Below are 14,721 nucleotides of genomic sequence, written 5' to 3'. Positions count from 1 at the left end.
GCGGTCACTGAGCAGGCTCAGATTGATCAAGCCGGCCGCGCTCGCGCTCCGGCGTTGCGACCAGCAAGGCCGCTGCGGCATTGGCGGCGGCAAGTGCCGCCTCGACAGGCTGCCCACGCGCAAGCCCCGCCGCGAAGGCGCCGACGAATTCGTCGCCGGCACCGTGGGTGCTGATGACCTTCACCGGCATCGCAGGCAAGGCGAACGCCTGGCCGTCGCGGTCGCGATAGGCGACCCCCTCCCCGCCGGCGGTGACGATGGCAGCCGGGTAGGAGCCGACGAGCATACCGGCCGCCTTCGCAGCAGCCTCGAGTGTGTCGACGACCGGAACACCGGCCAGGAATTCCGCCTCGATGGCGTTGACGATGACGATGTCGGTGAGCGCGATCAGCTCGGCGGACAGTTTCCGGGCGGGTGCGGCGTTGAGGAGGACGCGGCCGCCTTGCGCCTTCACCGCCCGCGCCGCGGCGATATTGGCGGCTTCCGGCACCTCGTTTTGCAGCAGCAGCACCGCCGTTTGCGCGATCAGCTCGGCCGCCTCCGCAATGTCCTTTTCGCTGAGAGTGAGGTTGCTGCCCGAGACGATCACCGCGCCATAGTCGCCGCTGTCGTCGAAAATCGCTACGCTCATGCCCGAGCCGGCGCCGGAAGCCTCCCGCACGGAGCGCCGGTCAACGCCCCAGCGATCGAGATTGTCGAGAAGCGTGCGGCCGAAATCGTCATCGCCGACAGCTCCGATCATTGCCGCACGCACGCCGGCCCGCGCTGCCGATACCGCCTGGTTGCCGCCCTTGCCACCGCATTTTGGATGCCAGGCATGACCGGTCACCGTTTCGCCCTTGCGTGGGCGATCGGGGGCTTCGACCATGATGTCGTAATGCAGGCTGCCGAATACGGTGACCAGCGGCGGGGAAGCCGTCATGTGCCCCTGACTTTCACGAGCCGCTGCCTTTCATGAGTTCTTGTCTTTCCGTTTCGACGTCACCGCGGACATGGTGCGGCCGAGATTGCGCTCCGCCGCCTGGTAGTCGCGTTGCGCCACCGCGACGAACAGCGCGTCGAGGATGTTGAGCTGGGCAATGCGCGCCGCGGCGTTCTCACCCATCAACGGCGAGCCTTGCGCGGTCGAGCAGAGCACGATGTCGGCGACGGCTGCCAATGGCGAGTTATCGTAGTTGGTGATGGCCAGCGTGCGTGCGCCGCTTTTGCGCGCAAGCTGTATAGCGTCGATGACGGCGCTGGTGTTGCCGGAATGCGAAAAGCCGACGGCGATGTCGTCGGCGCCGAGCAACGAGGCCGACATCAGCATCATGTGCGAATCGTCGTAGACAGAGGTGCGGATGCCGATCCGAAGGAATTTGTGCGAGACGTCGCGTGCGATCTGCGCCGAACCGCCGACGCCGTAGAAATCGCGGTTCCTGGCGCGGTAAAGCAGATCGGCGGCGCGGTCGAAATCGTCCATGTCGAGGATGGCGAGCGTCTCCTCCAGCGCCTGGATGGAGGTGCGGAACACCTTCTGCACGATTTCGGCCGAGCTGTCGTCCACCGACAGCTCCTGATGCATCTCGGCGGTCGGCAGGCGGCTGTATTCATAGACCGCCGTGCGGAAATCGCGATAGCCGGAAAAACCCAGCTTCTTCGCGATTTTGACCACCATCGCCTCTGAGACGCCGGCCTCCTCTGCGATCTGCTTGAGCGGGATAGTCTCGTCGAAGCCGCGCCTGCCGAAGACGGTTTCCACCACCTTCGCCTCGAGCGGCGTCAGATGCGGCATCATCATGCGGATGCGCGGCCCTACTGCTTTCAGATCCAGCCCGGTCAATGTCATCCACGTCCCCTCGTCACGCGATCGATAAGCATCGCGGCGAGGATTATAAGGCCAGTTGCCAGGAGCTGATAGAAGGACTGCACGTTCATCAGCGTCAGGCCATTGCGCATGCTGCCAAGGATGACGGCACCCAGGATTGTGCCGACGACGCTGCCCTTGCCGCCCATCAGCGAGGCACCGCCGATCGCCGCCGCTGCTATGGCGTCGAGCTCCCAGAGATTGCCGAGAATGGGTTCGGCCGCACCCAACCGGCCGATCAGGATCTGTGCGGCAAGCGCCGCCAGCAGGCCCGAGATCATATACGCGGCGATCTTGGTGCGGGCGATCGGCACGCCGGCTATATAGGCCGCTTCCTCATTGCCGCCGACGGCGAGCAGATATTCGCCGAACGGCGTCTTCTTGAGGATGATCCAGGCAATCAGCGCGACCACGGCCACGATAATGACCGCCAACGGCAATCCGAACAGCGAGCCATTGAAGATGGCACGGAAGCCGGCAGGCAGGCCGAGCACCGGATTGCCGCCGGTATAGATCAGCGCCAGCGCCCGGTAGGTGCTGAGCGTTCCCAGCGTGACGATGAAGGGCTGCAGCCCGACATAGGCGACCAGCACGCCGTTGAGCAGGCCGCAGGCAAGGCCGATGGCGAAGCCGGCGGCGATGGCCAGCGGAAACGGCACGCCGGCAACCAGCATCGAGGCCGAGATGACTGCCGAAAGAGCTGCCGTCGGCCCGACGGACAGATCGATGCCGCCCGAGATGATGACCAGCGTCATGCCCAACGCCAGGCAGGCATTGATGCTCGACTGCTGCAGGATGTTGATCAAATTGCGCTCGGCAAAGAAGCCGGGGACCAGCGCCCCGAAGACAGCGAGGATCACCACCAGGCCGATCAGCGTGCCAGCGTCGCGCACCGGAAACCGGTGCAGGAAATCTGCGCTTGGGCGCGCTGCTGTGTGTTGGGTTATATCGGTCATCCGCTGGTCCTGTCCGTTATGCACCGGCCCGACGGCCTTGCGCCTTGCCGGCCTCAATCTCCGTTTGGGGTATGGCGTGCGCGGCGATCGCCTGTTCGCTGAGACTTGCGCGGCCCAGTTCGGCGGCGACCGTGCCGTCGCGCATGACCAGCACCCGGTCGGCGAGCCGGATCACCTCGGGCAACTCGGACGAAACGACGATTGCCGAATGGCCTTCGGCGGCGAGCTCCTCGATCAGGTGGTAGATCTCCGCCTTGGCGCCGACATCGATGCCGCGCGTCGGCTCGTCGAACAGAAGGATCCGCGTTCCCGCCGCCAGCCAGCGGCCGATGATCGCCTTCTGCTGGTTGCCGCCGCTGAATAGGCGGATCGGCCGGTCGAGCAGGAACGGTCTGAGATTGACGCGTTTCATCTTCTCGGCTGCCACGCGCTTCAGCCGGCGGTGGTCGATGACGCCGCGCGGCGCGAACACGCCCATCGACGCCAGCGCCATGTTGCTGGAGATCGACCGCAACGGCACGATGCCTTCGCGCTTGCGCTCCTCCGGCACAAGGCCGATGCCGGCGGCGATGCCGCCGCGCGGACTGGAAAGTTTTATCGCCTTGCCGTCGATCTCCATTGTGCCTGATGACGCCCGGTCGGTGCCGGCCAGCAATCGCAGCAGCTCGGTGCGGCCCGAGCCGACCAGGCCGGCAATGCCCAGCACCTCGCCGCGATGCAGGTCGAACGAAACGTCATGGACCTTGGTCGCCGAGGCCAGGCCACGCACGCTCAGCCTGATCTCGCTGGAAGCATGCGAGCGGTGCTGTTCCTGCGCAAGTTCGCGGCCGACCATCATCGAAACGACGGCCTTTTCCGACACCTGCGCGAGATCAACGGTTTCGACCACGACACCGTCGCGCATGATGGTGGCGCGCTGGCAGATGCCGAACACCTCATCCAGCTTGTGCGAGACATAGACGACCGTGACACCGTCGCGCGCCAGGCCCGCAATCACTTCGGCCAGCCGTTCGAACTCGCTCGGCGTGAGGCTCGATGTCGGCTCGTCCATCGCCACGATCCTGGCGCGGTCGAGCAGCGCCCGGGCAATCTCGACGATTTGCCGCTGCGCCACCTTCAGCGAGCCAAGCGGGGCTGCCGGATCGATGGTCGGGTCGATGGCGGCCAGGGCTTCCGCAGCGCGGCGCTCCTGCTCGCGCCGTGCGACGAAGACGCCGCCGCGCGTCAGCGGATGGCCCAGGAACATGTTCTGGGCAACGCTGAGACGTGGCACCTGCTGTAATTCCTGATGGATCATCGCGACGCCCGCGGCCCGCGCCTGGACCGGGTTGTTCAGCGTCACCGGCCTGCCGTCGATGAGCACGCTTCCCGCCGTCGGCCGGTAGACGCCCGACAGGATGCGCAGCAGGGTCGACTTGCCGGCGCCGTTCTCGCCAAGCAGACCATGGATTTCGCCGGCGCCGACCGAAAAGGACACATCGCTCAGCGCCCGCACGGCCGGAAACACCTTGGAAATGCCCTCGAATTGCAGCCGCGCTGACATTGCTTCAGTTCTCCAGGCAAGGGTGCCGACCCAAGGCCGGCACCCGCCGCCCCTGCTCTATTGGCCCGCTGCCGCGTCCTCGAGCAGCGCTTTGCGCACGGCGTCGCCGCCGCCCGAGTAACGGTCGGCATTGTCCTTGGTGATCAGCGCCTGCGGCGTGGCAACGACACGCGGCAGCTTCTGCCCGGCCACCAGCCGCAGCGCCGATTCCAGCGCCACCTCGCCGGTCAGCACCGGAAAGCTGTCGACGGTACCGGTCAGCTCGCCGGCTCGGATCGAGGCATAAGCGTCGGAAATCCCGTCGGTGCCGAAGACAGCCACCTTGTCCTGCAGACCGGCCGCCTTGACTGCTTCGACGATGCCCAGCGCCATGCCGTCATTGTTGGCATAGAAGCCGATCAGGTCGGGGTGCTGCTGCAGGATATTGGTGGCCGCGTCGTAGGAGGTCTGGCGATCCCAGTTGCCCGGCACGCTGGCGACGACCTCGAACTTGCCGGCTTCAGTGATCGTGCTCTTGAAGCCGTCGGTGCGCTGGACGGCGGCGTAGACGCCGGCCTGGCCTTCGACGATGGCAACCTTGCCGCCATCCGGCCGGTTTTTGATGAACCATTTGGCGACGCGCACGCCATTGTCGCGCTGGACATTGCCGACATAGTACTCGGCCTGCGGGATGACCGCGTCGTTGACGTTGACCACCGGCACGTTGGCGGCCTTGGCCTGTTCCATGATCGGCTGCAAATTGGAGTCGGTCTGCGGCGAGACGAGCAGCACGTTGTAGCCTTGCGTGACCAGGCCTTCGGCGATGGTGAGCTGGCCGAGTTGGTCGCCCTCGCTCTGCGCCGCCTGGTAGACGACGGGCACGCCGATGCGGTCGCCGAACGACTTGTAGCCCTCACCCAGCGAGCGCCAGTATTCGTTGGTCAGCGTCTTGGAGACCGCACCCGCTTTGGTGCCCTCGGGCAGCTTGGGGAAAGCCCCGAACTTGGCCTCGAGCTGCGACCAGTCGATGCGATCCTTCTCGGTGTCGGAATTGAGCGGCGCGAGATCCGCGGAAAACACCGAGCCGATGGACAGCGTCATCAGGGCAGCAGTAGCGGTGACGAGCAGACATTTCATGGTCTTTCCTCCCTTGTTGAAAAACGGTGATGGCGCCGGCCTCAGCTGTCCGGCCCGAGCATGGCTTCCTGGATGATGGCCTGCGACGCGACCGCGTCCTGACGATCGACGGCGGCTGACAGGCGGTTGTCCTTTTCCAGCCGCTCGACGACGCGCAGCATGCGCTTGACGGTGGCGATGTTGACTTCGCATTCGTGGACGGGATCGAGCCCGGTCATGTCGGGGAACGTGTCGAAGTAGATGGCCCCGGCATAGCCGTCGCGGCGGATCTGCCTGAGCAGCTCGATCGTCTGCAGCGTGTGCACGGCACCGACCATCAAGCCGTCGTCGCGCTTGGCGTAGCCATCGTTGAGGTGCACGCCGAGCAGCTTGCTGTGCCGTGCCACGAGGGCGGCGGCGAAAGCCGGCTGCTCGTCGGCATAGAGCACATGGGCGAAATCGAGCGTCACGCCGAGATTGGGCAGGCCGATCTCGCGGATCGCCAGCAAGGTCGTCGCGGCATCGGGCATCAGGCTGTAGGAGCGCGGCTCGTTGGGTTTGTATTCAAGGCTGATCTGGCAGCCCGGATCATGCGCCGCTACTTCACGAATGCCATCGATTTCGTGCTGCCAGAGTGTTGCGTAGTCAGCCTGGAAGGCGTAGTCGAAGCCATCCTGCCCGAGCCACAATGTCATCAGGCTGGCGCCGGCCTCGCGCGCGGCGTCGATGCCGGCCTTGGTCAGGTCGATGGCCTCGCGGCGAACGGAAGGATCCGGATTGGTGAAGGCGCCGAGCTTGAAGGCCGGATTAGAGTAGTAGCGCATGGCGAAGCCATTGATGGAAAGCCCGAGATCGCTGAGTTTGCGCGCCATTTCCGCAGGTTTTTCATCGACATGATCGGGGAAGTTGAGGTCGAGATCGGTCAATTCCGCAACCTTCGCCGCACGCGCCGCCATTTGCAGCATGGACGGTTTACCAACAAGATCAGGCCACTCGGCCTGTGGCCGCGAGGCAAAGGAATTGAGGCGGGTGGCGAAACGACAGACTGTCATCGGTGACCTTTCATTGTCATAACTTCACCCAAGAATGGTTATTTGTAAAGTTGTTAATTGCTCTTTCGATAGCAACGATTCGCCATGCACAGGCCAGTTGCGACCACACGAGGCCAGGCAAGCGCAGCACTGTCACGCAAGTATCATGTTCGCGTCCTAGATCGCTTCTCCGAAGGCTTTCGCGGCATTCTCGATGCGACGCGGCGCTTTTCAGATCCCGGCAGCTTTGTCTCAAAGAGGATATCCATGAAAAACCTGCACCGAACCGCGCCCCTCGCTGTCGCGCTCGCGATGTTCACCGCCTTGAGTCCGGCCTTGGCAGAAAACGCCGCGACCGTCGGCGGCGCCAACTTCGTCAACAAGGGCCTGGTCGGCGTCGGCCGCATCCCGGCCAGCCAGAAAGACAGGTTCGGCGAGACATTTGGCTCCGGCTCGGGCATGGCGATTGACGCTGCCGGCTGGACGCATGGCGCCGATGGCTACAAGGGCTCGCTATGGCTGCTGCCGGACCGCGGCTACAATGTCGTCGGCACCACCGATTACCGTCCGCGCCTCAACACGATCGCCCTCGAGTTCGCCCCGATCGCGCCGGGTGCAGTGCCAGCCGCCGGCCAGGAACAGTCGGGCCTCAAGGCAACGCTAGCCGACACCATGCTTTTGACCGACGACAAGGGCATCGATGCAACCGGCCTAGATCCGCTCAACGGCGTGCGCGCAGCGACCGACGACATGCCGATCCTGCCCGAAGCCAACGGCAAGCTCGCGCTCGATAACGAGGCGATCGTGCGGCTGCCCGACGGCACCATGTTCATCTCGGACGAATATGGTCCGAACATCTACCACTTCTCCGCCGATGGGCGTCTGATGTCGGCAACGCAGCCACCGGCGGCGCTTGTCCCGATGCGTCATGGAACGCCGAACTTCGCGTCCAACAATCCGGGACCTGGCGCGGCAGACCCAGATCCGAAGGATCCCGAAACCGGCCGCCAGAACAACCAGGGCCTCGAAGGCATGGCACTGACGCCCGACGGCAAGTTCCTGATCGCGGTGCTGCAATCGGCCCCCAGGCAGGATGGCGGCGATTCCGCTTCGACGCGCCAGAACACGCGCGCGCTGGTCTACGATGCCTCGGATCCGGCCCAACTCAAGCTTGCGCATGAATATGTTGTGCCGCTGCCGGTGTTCACCGATGCCAAGGGCAAGACCAAGATTGCCGCGCAGAGCGAAATCGTGGCTCTGTCGGACAAGACCTTCCTGATGCTGGCGCGCGACAGCGGCAACGGCCAGGGGTGAAGGGCGACACCTCGCTCTATCGCGAGATCAGCGTCGTCGATGTGTCGGCGGCAACCGACATCGCCGGCACCGAGTTCGACAAGGACAAGCCGGTTGCGCCCAAAGGTGAGCTCGATCCCTCGGTGACGCCGGCCAAGCTGACGCCGTTCATCGACATCAACGACAAGACCGAGCTCGGCCGCTTCGGGCTGCACAATGGCGCGCCCAATGACCGCAACAACCTTTCGGAGAAGTGGGAGGCGATGTCGGTGGTGAGCGTCCTCGATCCAACACGGCCCGACGACTATTTCCTGTTCGTCGCCAACGACAATGACTTTCTCACCCAGGACGGCTTCCAGGTCGGCGCGGCCTACAAGGCCGAAGATGGCGCCGATGTCGACACGATGTTCCTGGTCTATCAGGTCACGCTTCCAGGCCTCGCCGGGAAGTAGCGACACCCCCAGGCAGGCGGACGCGCCGAACGCGTCCGCCTGCCTGGCACGATCGAACGGTCGGGCCCTTCAGTTGCGGCTCGCCGGCACAAGGATTGTGTTCTAGTGGGTTTGCAAAACCTAAGACTGACGATCCGTCGAAGGCACTTACCTCAACATCTCCGCGTCCTTTGGCACGCCCGCATCGATCGGCTCGGCCGTCCTGTCCGACACGGCGGCGATCTTCCCGGCGGCCGACAGGTTCGGGCGCACGAAGACCGGCGCGACGCCGTCGACGCGGCTGTAGAGGTCGATAATGTCCTGATTCATGAAGCGCACACAGCCGGAGGAAGCGTTCTTCCCGATGGAATCCCACTCCGGCGTGCCGTGCAGCCGGTACATCGTGTCCTTGCCGTCGCGGAAGAGATATAGCGCGCGTGCGCCCAGCGGGCTGTGCGGGCCGGGCGGCATGCCGTCCTTGTATTTCGCCAGTTCCGGCCGGCGCTGGATCATCTCTGGCGGCGGCGTCCAGACCGGCCACTTCTTCCTCGCCTGAACCACAGCGCTGCCGGTCCATCCGAAACCGGCCTTGCCGAGGCTGACGCCATAGCGAATTGCCTTGCCGCCGTCGCGCACCAGATAGAGGAAGTGCTCGGAGGTATCGACGACGATCGTGCCGGGTTTTTCTCCGGTCGGATCGGACACGATTTGGCGCACGAATTTCGGATCGACCTTGGCTACCGGGATTGCCGGCAGTTGATAGCCCTCGTCGACGCGCGCCGCATACATACTTGCGGCATCGCCGAAAGCCGGATCGCTTGGCGCCGCGGTCACTGGCGGCGCCGCTACGTCCGTCGTGGTGCACCCGAAAGAGCCACGGAGGCCGCGCCCAAAGCGGATGCACCAAGAAACGCACGCCGGTTCAGGCGCTCAAAAAACAGCGGAATATCGGACATGAACCCCCGGCTTGCCCATGAGATCCAGGAAAGATGCGGCCCCACGCGTGCAGGATCAATATACGATTCCGGAAGCTTTGAGAACATGATTGGATCAAGGCACGCCAGGCGGAATTCGCAACGCTGCGTCGACCTGTCTCGTTAAATCGGCAATCATTGCGGACCGGACTCAAGATAAGCCTTCGCCGAGTTGCCTGCCATGGACGACAAGATGCCCGCACGCCGGCGGACCAGCGACCTCACCAGTGGACCTATCCCGCGTACATTGCTGCTGTTCGCCCTGCCGGTGCTCGGCTCCAATGTTCTGCAGTCGCTCAACGGCTCAATCAATGCCGTCTGGGTCGGTCGTTTCCTCGGCGAAGCGGCGCTGACCGCCACGTCCAATGCCAACCTCGTGCTGTTTCTCATCCTCGGCACCGTCTTCGGCATCGGCATGGCGGCGACCATCCTGGTCGCGCAATCGGTCGGCGCCCGCGATCTGCCCGAAGCCCGCCGCATCGTCGGCACCAGCGCCACCTTCTTCTTCCTTGTCTCGGTGGTGTTCGCGGTCTGCGGCTGGATCTGGGTCGATACAATCCTCAATGCGCTCGGCACGCCGGCCGATGCGTTGCCGCTGGCGCGCTCCTATCTGCGTATCATTTTTCTCGCCGTACCGATGATGAACCTGCTGTCCTTCGTCATGACGGTGCTGCGCGGCGCCGGCGATTCGCGCACGCCTTTCCTATTCATGGCGCTGGCCGTCGTGCTCGACGTCATTTTGAACCCGTTGCTTATTCTCGGCATCGGCCCGTTCCCCGAACTCGGCATCGCCGGCTCGGCCACCTCGACGCTGATCGGCCAGACGGTAAGCGTGCTTGCCATCCTGATCGTGCTTTATGCGCGCAAGCACCCGCTGCGGCTGGCCGGCGCCAATCTTGCTCTGCTGCGGCCGGACCCGGCGCTGCTGCGCATTGTCGTCTTCAAGGGCGTGCCGATGGGCCTGCAGATGATCGTCGTCTCGTCCGCGGCGCTGACTGTGATGGGCATGGTCAATGCCTACGGCTCGCAGGTCGCGGCTGCCTACGGCATAGCCGCCCAGCTCTGGACCTATATCCAGATGCCGGCGCTCGCCATCGGCGCCGCGGTCTCGTCCATGGCGGCGCAAAATGTCGGCGCCGGGCGCTGGGACCGGATCGGCCGCATCGCCGCGTCCGGCGTCGGCTTCAACCTTGTGCTTACCGGCGTGCTTGTCGCGCTGCTGTTCGTATTCGATCGCGCGGTGCTCAGCCTCTTCCTCAGCAGCGACAGTGCAGCGATCGACATCGCCACTCACATCAACAAGGTCGCATCCTGGTCCTTCATCCTGTTCGGCATCACCATCGTGCTCTTCGCCACTGTGCGTGCCACGGGCGCGGTGATGCCGCCGCTGATCATCCTGGTGATCTCGGTACTTCTGGTGCGCACCAGCTTCGCCTATTTCTTTCGAAGTGCGATCGGTGAGGAAGCGTTGTGGTGGAGCTTTCCGGCCGGCTCGATAACCTCGCTCGTGCTGGCCACGGCCTATTATCGCTTCGGCCGTTGGCGCAGCGTGCACATGATCGAGAGCCGGCCGGCTGCCGGCGAACCGCCGGATACCGGCCTCGGCGTGCCGCGCCAGCGCGCGCATCTTTCGCCCGAGACGCCGAACGGCTGAAAGGCCGGCTCAGCGCGCGTATTTCGCGCCAAACCCGAGCGCCACCAGGGAAAAGACGACAATCATGCCGGCAAAGGCCAGGCTCGCCACGGTCGCGCTTGCCACGGTCGACAGGATGCCGATGCCGATGACCGGCAGCGCGTTGCCGCAAAAACAGCAGATGAAGAAGGCCGAGACCACTTCGGCGCGCCGGTCCGCCGGCGCGATCTCGTTCACCACTTGCAAGCCGCCGCGATAGCCGAGCGCTGCCGACACGCCACACAGAGCACTTGCGGCGACCATGATGGCCATCGAGGCGAAGACCTGCGCCGCAACGATCAGTGCGACGCTGGGGATCATCAGCGCAAGTGCCGCAAACATCGCGGCCCGGCTCGAAAGACGCGTCGTCGCCACAATGGTGACGGCCGCCACGATCGACAATTCAAAGAACAGAGCGCCGGCTACCGCATGGTTGGCTACCTGCAGTTGCTGCGCCAGGATGCTCGGCGCGAGTGCCGCATAAAAGCCGACGAGCGCCATCGCGCCAAAGCCGGTCACCGCCGGCGCAACGAAATTTGCGCGGATGTCATCAGGCACGGAAAGCCGCGGCCGCATCGAGACGTCAGCCAGTTTTCCCGGCCGCGAAACGGTTTCCTGCGTACGCCAGATCAGCAGGGTTACGATCGCTAGCATCGCCAGGTGGACGACGAATATCAGCCTGAGCGGCCAAGGTGCGTATTCTGCGAGCAACCCGGCCCCCAGCGCACCAATGCCGAGGCCGAGAAAATTGGTGCTGGTGGCAATCGTCGCCGCCTGTGACTTGTCGTTGGCCGAGAGCAATTCGGCGAGCCAGGCCGTCCCAGTCCCGGCGCCGACGCCAATTCCCAATCCGCTCAAAATCCGGGCGATGTCGAGCCACGCGACATTTTCTGCGAACAGGAAAAACACCGCGCTGACGACGGCCACCGCCATCCCGGCCAATGCCATCGGACGGCGCCCGATAACATCGGACACACGGCCCAACATCAGCAGCGCTGCCAGATTGCCGATGACATAGACGGCGTAGACCAGCGTCAAAGTGATCTGCGAGAAGCCGAAGACCTGCTTGTAGATGATGTAAAGCGGCGTCAGCGCCGTGCTGCCGGCGAAAAGAGCCGCGATCATGGCAGCCACGGCAGCCGCTGCGGCGCTGCCGCCGAGTTCGTGATCGCGCGTCATGACTTGAGCGTGAGCTGTCATTTTTCGACCTTTTGCTGTTCGGGATCTGACACCAAACGCCTTTTTCGCGTCAGCCGTTCCCCCTTCCCGACTTGCTCCTGACAAGTTTGGCAGCTTTGCCGATGGCGCTGAGCGAGATCCTCTTTTAACCTCAGCGGATTGTCAGGGGAGATTCATGGGCAAAGGACGGGTCGAGGCATTCACCGATGGCGTGGTCGCCATCATCATCACCATCATGGTGCTGGAATTGAAGGTGCCGCATGGCGAGGATTTTTCCGCGCTGGCACCACTCTGGCCGATATTCCTCAGCTATGTGCTGTCCTTTATCAATGTCGGCATCTACTGGAACAATTTGCACAACATGTTCCATACCGTGCAGCGGGTTGACGGCCGCGTGCTGTGGGCGAACCTCAACCTGCTGTTCTGGCTATCGCTGATGCCGGCGACGACAGCCTTCATGGGTGAGAACCATTTCGCGCCCGTGCCGGTCGCCGTCTATGGCGTCGACCTGGCGCTCTGCGCCATCGGCTTCAACATCCTCACCATGGCCCTGCATCGACTGCACAGCAGCGAAACCCTTTTCGCCAGGGCATTGGGCAATGACCTCAAGGGAAAGATCTCGCTGGCCCTCTATATCGCCGCCGTCGCACTGACCTTCGTCAATCACTGGATCGGTGTCTCGATCTATGTCCTGGTAGCGCTGATCTGGTTAGTGCCGGACAGGCGCTTCGAGCGGCTAATCGAGAAATAGACAGACCATGATCCCGAACCGAAGGACCGCGTCAGCGAAAAGTGGATGCCGGTTTTCGGAAAAGATCATGGTCCAACGAGAAGATAGAGCCCATCCCGAATTTTATCGGGATGGAACAGGCTCTAGCCTCGCATTTCCTTCAGCTTTTCCGCTACCGAGGCGGCAAGGTCGGCGTAGCGCTCCTCCAGCCGCTCGGCCGCCTTGATCACTGAAAAATCATGGCCGAACTTTTCCAGCGCCATACGCAGCTTTTCGACGAACTCCGCCTGTTTTTCGAGCGCCGAAAAAAGCGTTTTCACTTGCGCTTCGCTGATGTCGGGATTGGCAAGCATTTGCGGCACTTCGCGGCTCATCTGGTCGCCGGTTGCGGTCTGTTCTTTCAGGATCTCGATCCAGTCGGTCAATCGTCAGTCTCCTTTTTCGATATCAGCATGCGCAGCGCCCGCCGACGCGGTCAACCCGAAGATACCGGCATCGGCTTGCGCGAGCCTCGTTCCGCGCTAAGTTCGCCGCGGCCAGAACAGGAGAAAATCATGACCACCAACGCCGAGATCCAGACCGCCCTGCCCGCACTTGCCTCCGGTAATGTCGCCGTCATCACCGGCGCGGCCAGCGGCATCGGCCTTGCCGCGGCCAAACGACTAGCGGCGATGGGCATGAAGATCGTGCTGGCCGACATCGGCGGCGCACGCCTCGATGAGGCCCGACACGCCGTCGCCGCCATCGCCGGCGAGAGCGCCGTGCTTGCCGTTGCAACTGACGTCTCGAAAGCCGACGAGCTCGACCGACTGGCCGAACGGACATTCGGCGCCTTCGGCGACGTCTCGCTGCTGATGAACAATGCCGGCGTCGGCAACAACCCCGGCAAGCCCTGGGAGAACCGCGAGGCCTGGAAGCAGTTGCTGGACATCAATTTCTGGGGTGTCATCCATGGCGTCGAGGCCTTTGCGCAGCGCATGCTGGCGGCGGGAAAGCCGGGTCTGATCGTCAACACCGGCTCCAAGCAAGGCATCACCACGCCGCCCGGCAACCTCGCCTACAACGTCTCCAAGGCTGGCGTGAAGACCTATACCGAGGGCCTTGCACACGCGCTGCGCAACGAGCCCGGCGCCAATGTCGCGGCGCATTTGCTCATTCCCGGGTTTACCTTTACCGGCCTGACCGAAGGTGCGACCGAAAAGCCGGCCGGCGCCTGGACCGGCGAGCAGGTCATCGACTTCATGCTGGCCTCGGTGCTGCGTGGCGATTTCTACATCCTGTGTCCCGATAACGAGGCGACCCGGTCCATGGACGAAAAGCGCATGGCTTGGGCGATTGGCGACATCATCGAGAACCGCCCTGCCCTGTCGCGCTGGCACCCGGACTACAAGGAAGCCTTTGCAGCATTCATGAAATGATCCGGCGAACGTCGCGCAGGAACCCGGACAACAGGCTCCCTCACGCCGAAGCGTGCTTCTTCGCGTTGCGCTTCTTGGCCACGGCTTTGGGTGCGGCCATGTCGGCAACCTGTTCGTCGTGCCGCTTCGCCGCGCGTTCACATTTGGCCCGGATTTCCTCGACTTCGGATTCGGTCAGGTGCTCGATGCCGATAAAGGTATTCTTGGCTTTGCTGACGCGGATCAACTCGTCGAGCTTGGCCTGGATCGCTGCACTGTCGCGGTTCTGGGTGTTCTGGATGAGAAACACCATCAGGAAGGTGACGATCGTGGTGCCGGTATTGATGACGAGCTGCCACGTGTCGGAAAAGCCGAAGACCGGACCGCTTGCCGCCCAGACCACAATGATCAGGAAACAGACGGCAAACGTCGGCGGCAGACCGGCAAGATGGGCGATATGGTTGGCGATCCTGGTGAACAGCTTTTCGATCATGGCAGGGAGAAACAATCGGCAACTGCTTCGAGTTCCCTGCGAGGAGGAATTCACGGTCAAACAGCGCACGCGCCGCGCTCG

At 63.6% G+C, this 14,721-nt stretch carries 12 protein-coding genes and 2 pseudogenes; 4 read left to right on the top strand and 10 right to left on the bottom strand.

Annotated elements, in window-relative coordinates; genetic code table 11:
• Nucleotides 1-4 precede the first annotated feature (4 nt).
• The 6 genes from NKH71_RS01315 to NKH71_RS01290 are packed head-to-tail and all read right to left on the bottom strand — an operon-like array spanning nucleotide 5 to nucleotide 6,492.
• Complete coding sequence (locus NKH71_RS01315) at nucleotides 5-922, bottom strand: ribokinase (RefSeq protein ID WP_352788522.1); 918 nt, start codon at nucleotides 920-922, stop codon at nucleotides 5-7.
• 30 nt (nucleotides 923-952) lie between these two features.
• The gene (locus NKH71_RS01310; RefSeq protein ID WP_023721163.1) at nucleotides 953-1,828 is read right to left on the bottom strand and encodes a MurR/RpiR family transcriptional regulator; all 876 of its coding nucleotides are present in this window, start codon (nucleotides 1,826-1,828) and stop codon (nucleotides 953-955) included.
• Nucleotides 1,825-2,802 (bottom strand): ABC transporter permease, encoded by a 978-nt coding sequence (locus NKH71_RS01305; RefSeq protein WP_352788524.1) that lies wholly within the window; start codon nucleotides 2,800-2,802, stop codon nucleotides 1,825-1,827. Before NKH71_RS01305 ends, NKH71_RS01310 begins: the two co-directional genes overlap by 4 nt.
• A gap of 16 nt (nucleotides 2,803-2,818) precedes the next feature.
• Nucleotides 2,819-4,345: a sugar ABC transporter ATP-binding protein gene (locus tag NKH71_RS01300; protein ID WP_352894173.1), complete on the bottom strand. Its 1,527-nt coding sequence runs from the start codon at nucleotides 4,343-4,345 to the stop codon at nucleotides 2,819-2,821.
• A 57-nt stretch (nucleotides 4,346-4,402) separates the two neighbouring features.
• Nucleotides 4,403-5,461, bottom strand: a complete 1,059-nt coding sequence (locus tag NKH71_RS01295) for a sugar ABC transporter substrate-binding protein (RefSeq protein WP_352495132.1) — start codon at nucleotides 5,459-5,461, stop codon at nucleotides 4,403-4,405.
• Nucleotides 5,462-5,502: 41 nt separating this feature from the next.
• The gene (locus NKH71_RS01290) at nucleotides 5,503-6,492 is read right to left on the bottom strand and encodes a TIM barrel protein (RefSeq protein WP_352788528.1); all 990 of its coding nucleotides are present in this window, start codon (nucleotides 6,490-6,492) and stop codon (nucleotides 5,503-5,505) included.
• 246 nt (nucleotides 6,493-6,738) lie between these two features.
• Between NKH71_RS01290 and NKH71_RS01285 the strand changes: the two are divergent.
• A pseudogene (locus NKH71_RS01285) lies at nucleotides 6,739-8,216 on the top strand (esterase-like activity of phytase family protein).
• A gap of 147 nt (nucleotides 8,217-8,363) precedes the next feature.
• On the opposite strand, the pseudogene NKH71_RS01280 reads toward NKH71_RS01285, so the two are convergent.
• Nucleotides 8,364-9,151, bottom strand: a pseudogene (locus NKH71_RS01280) (L,D-transpeptidase).
• 199 nt (nucleotides 9,152-9,350) lie between these two features.
• Here NKH71_RS01280 and NKH71_RS01275 point away from each other — a divergent pair.
• On the top strand, nucleotides 9,351-10,823 hold the full coding sequence (locus NKH71_RS01275) for an MATE family efflux transporter (RefSeq protein ID WP_352639763.1): 1,473 nt from the start codon (nucleotides 9,351-9,353) through the stop codon (nucleotides 10,821-10,823).
• A 9-nt stretch (nucleotides 10,824-10,832) separates the two neighbouring features.
• Here the strand turns inward: NKH71_RS01275 and NKH71_RS01270 are convergent, their stop codons facing one another.
• Nucleotides 10,833-12,020, bottom strand: coding sequence for an MFS transporter (locus tag NKH71_RS01270; RefSeq protein ID WP_031194580.1), 1,188 nt, complete (start codon nucleotides 12,018-12,020; stop codon nucleotides 10,833-10,835).
• A gap of 175 nt (nucleotides 12,021-12,195) precedes the next feature.
• Between NKH71_RS01270 and NKH71_RS01265 the strand changes: the two genes are divergently transcribed.
• The gene (locus tag NKH71_RS01265) at nucleotides 12,196-12,771 is read left to right on the top strand and encodes a TMEM175 family protein (RefSeq protein WP_023721173.1); all 576 of its coding nucleotides are present in this window, start codon (nucleotides 12,196-12,198) and stop codon (nucleotides 12,769-12,771) included.
• A gap of 122 nt (nucleotides 12,772-12,893) precedes the next feature.
• Here the strand turns inward: NKH71_RS01265 and NKH71_RS01260 are convergent, their stop codons facing one another.
• Nucleotides 12,894-13,175 (bottom strand): hypothetical protein, encoded by a 282-nt coding sequence (locus NKH71_RS01260; RefSeq protein ID WP_023721174.1) that lies wholly within the window; start codon nucleotides 13,173-13,175, stop codon nucleotides 12,894-12,896.
• A gap of 129 nt (nucleotides 13,176-13,304) precedes the next feature.
• Between NKH71_RS01260 and NKH71_RS01255 the strand changes: the two genes are divergently transcribed.
• Nucleotides 13,305-14,168: an SDR family NAD(P)-dependent oxidoreductase gene (locus NKH71_RS01255; RefSeq protein ID WP_352481527.1), complete on the top strand. Its 864-nt coding sequence runs from the start codon at nucleotides 13,305-13,307 to the stop codon at nucleotides 14,166-14,168.
• Between the two features lie 40 nt (nucleotides 14,169-14,208).
• On the opposite strand, the gene NKH71_RS01250 is transcribed toward NKH71_RS01255, so the two are convergent.
• Nucleotides 14,209-14,640 (bottom strand): low affinity iron permease family protein, encoded by a 432-nt coding sequence (locus NKH71_RS01250; protein WP_031194582.1) that lies wholly within the window; start codon nucleotides 14,638-14,640, stop codon nucleotides 14,209-14,211.
• Nucleotides 14,641-14,721: the final 81 nt, after the last annotated feature.

This window comes from Mesorhizobium sp. M0983 (genome assembly GCF_040318975.1).
Taxonomy (GTDB): domain Bacteria; phylum Pseudomonadota; class Alphaproteobacteria; order Rhizobiales; family Rhizobiaceae; genus Mesorhizobium.
The sequence above is the reverse complement of the archived record's forward strand: the minus strand, read 5'-3'. Positions and strand labels throughout refer to the sequence as shown.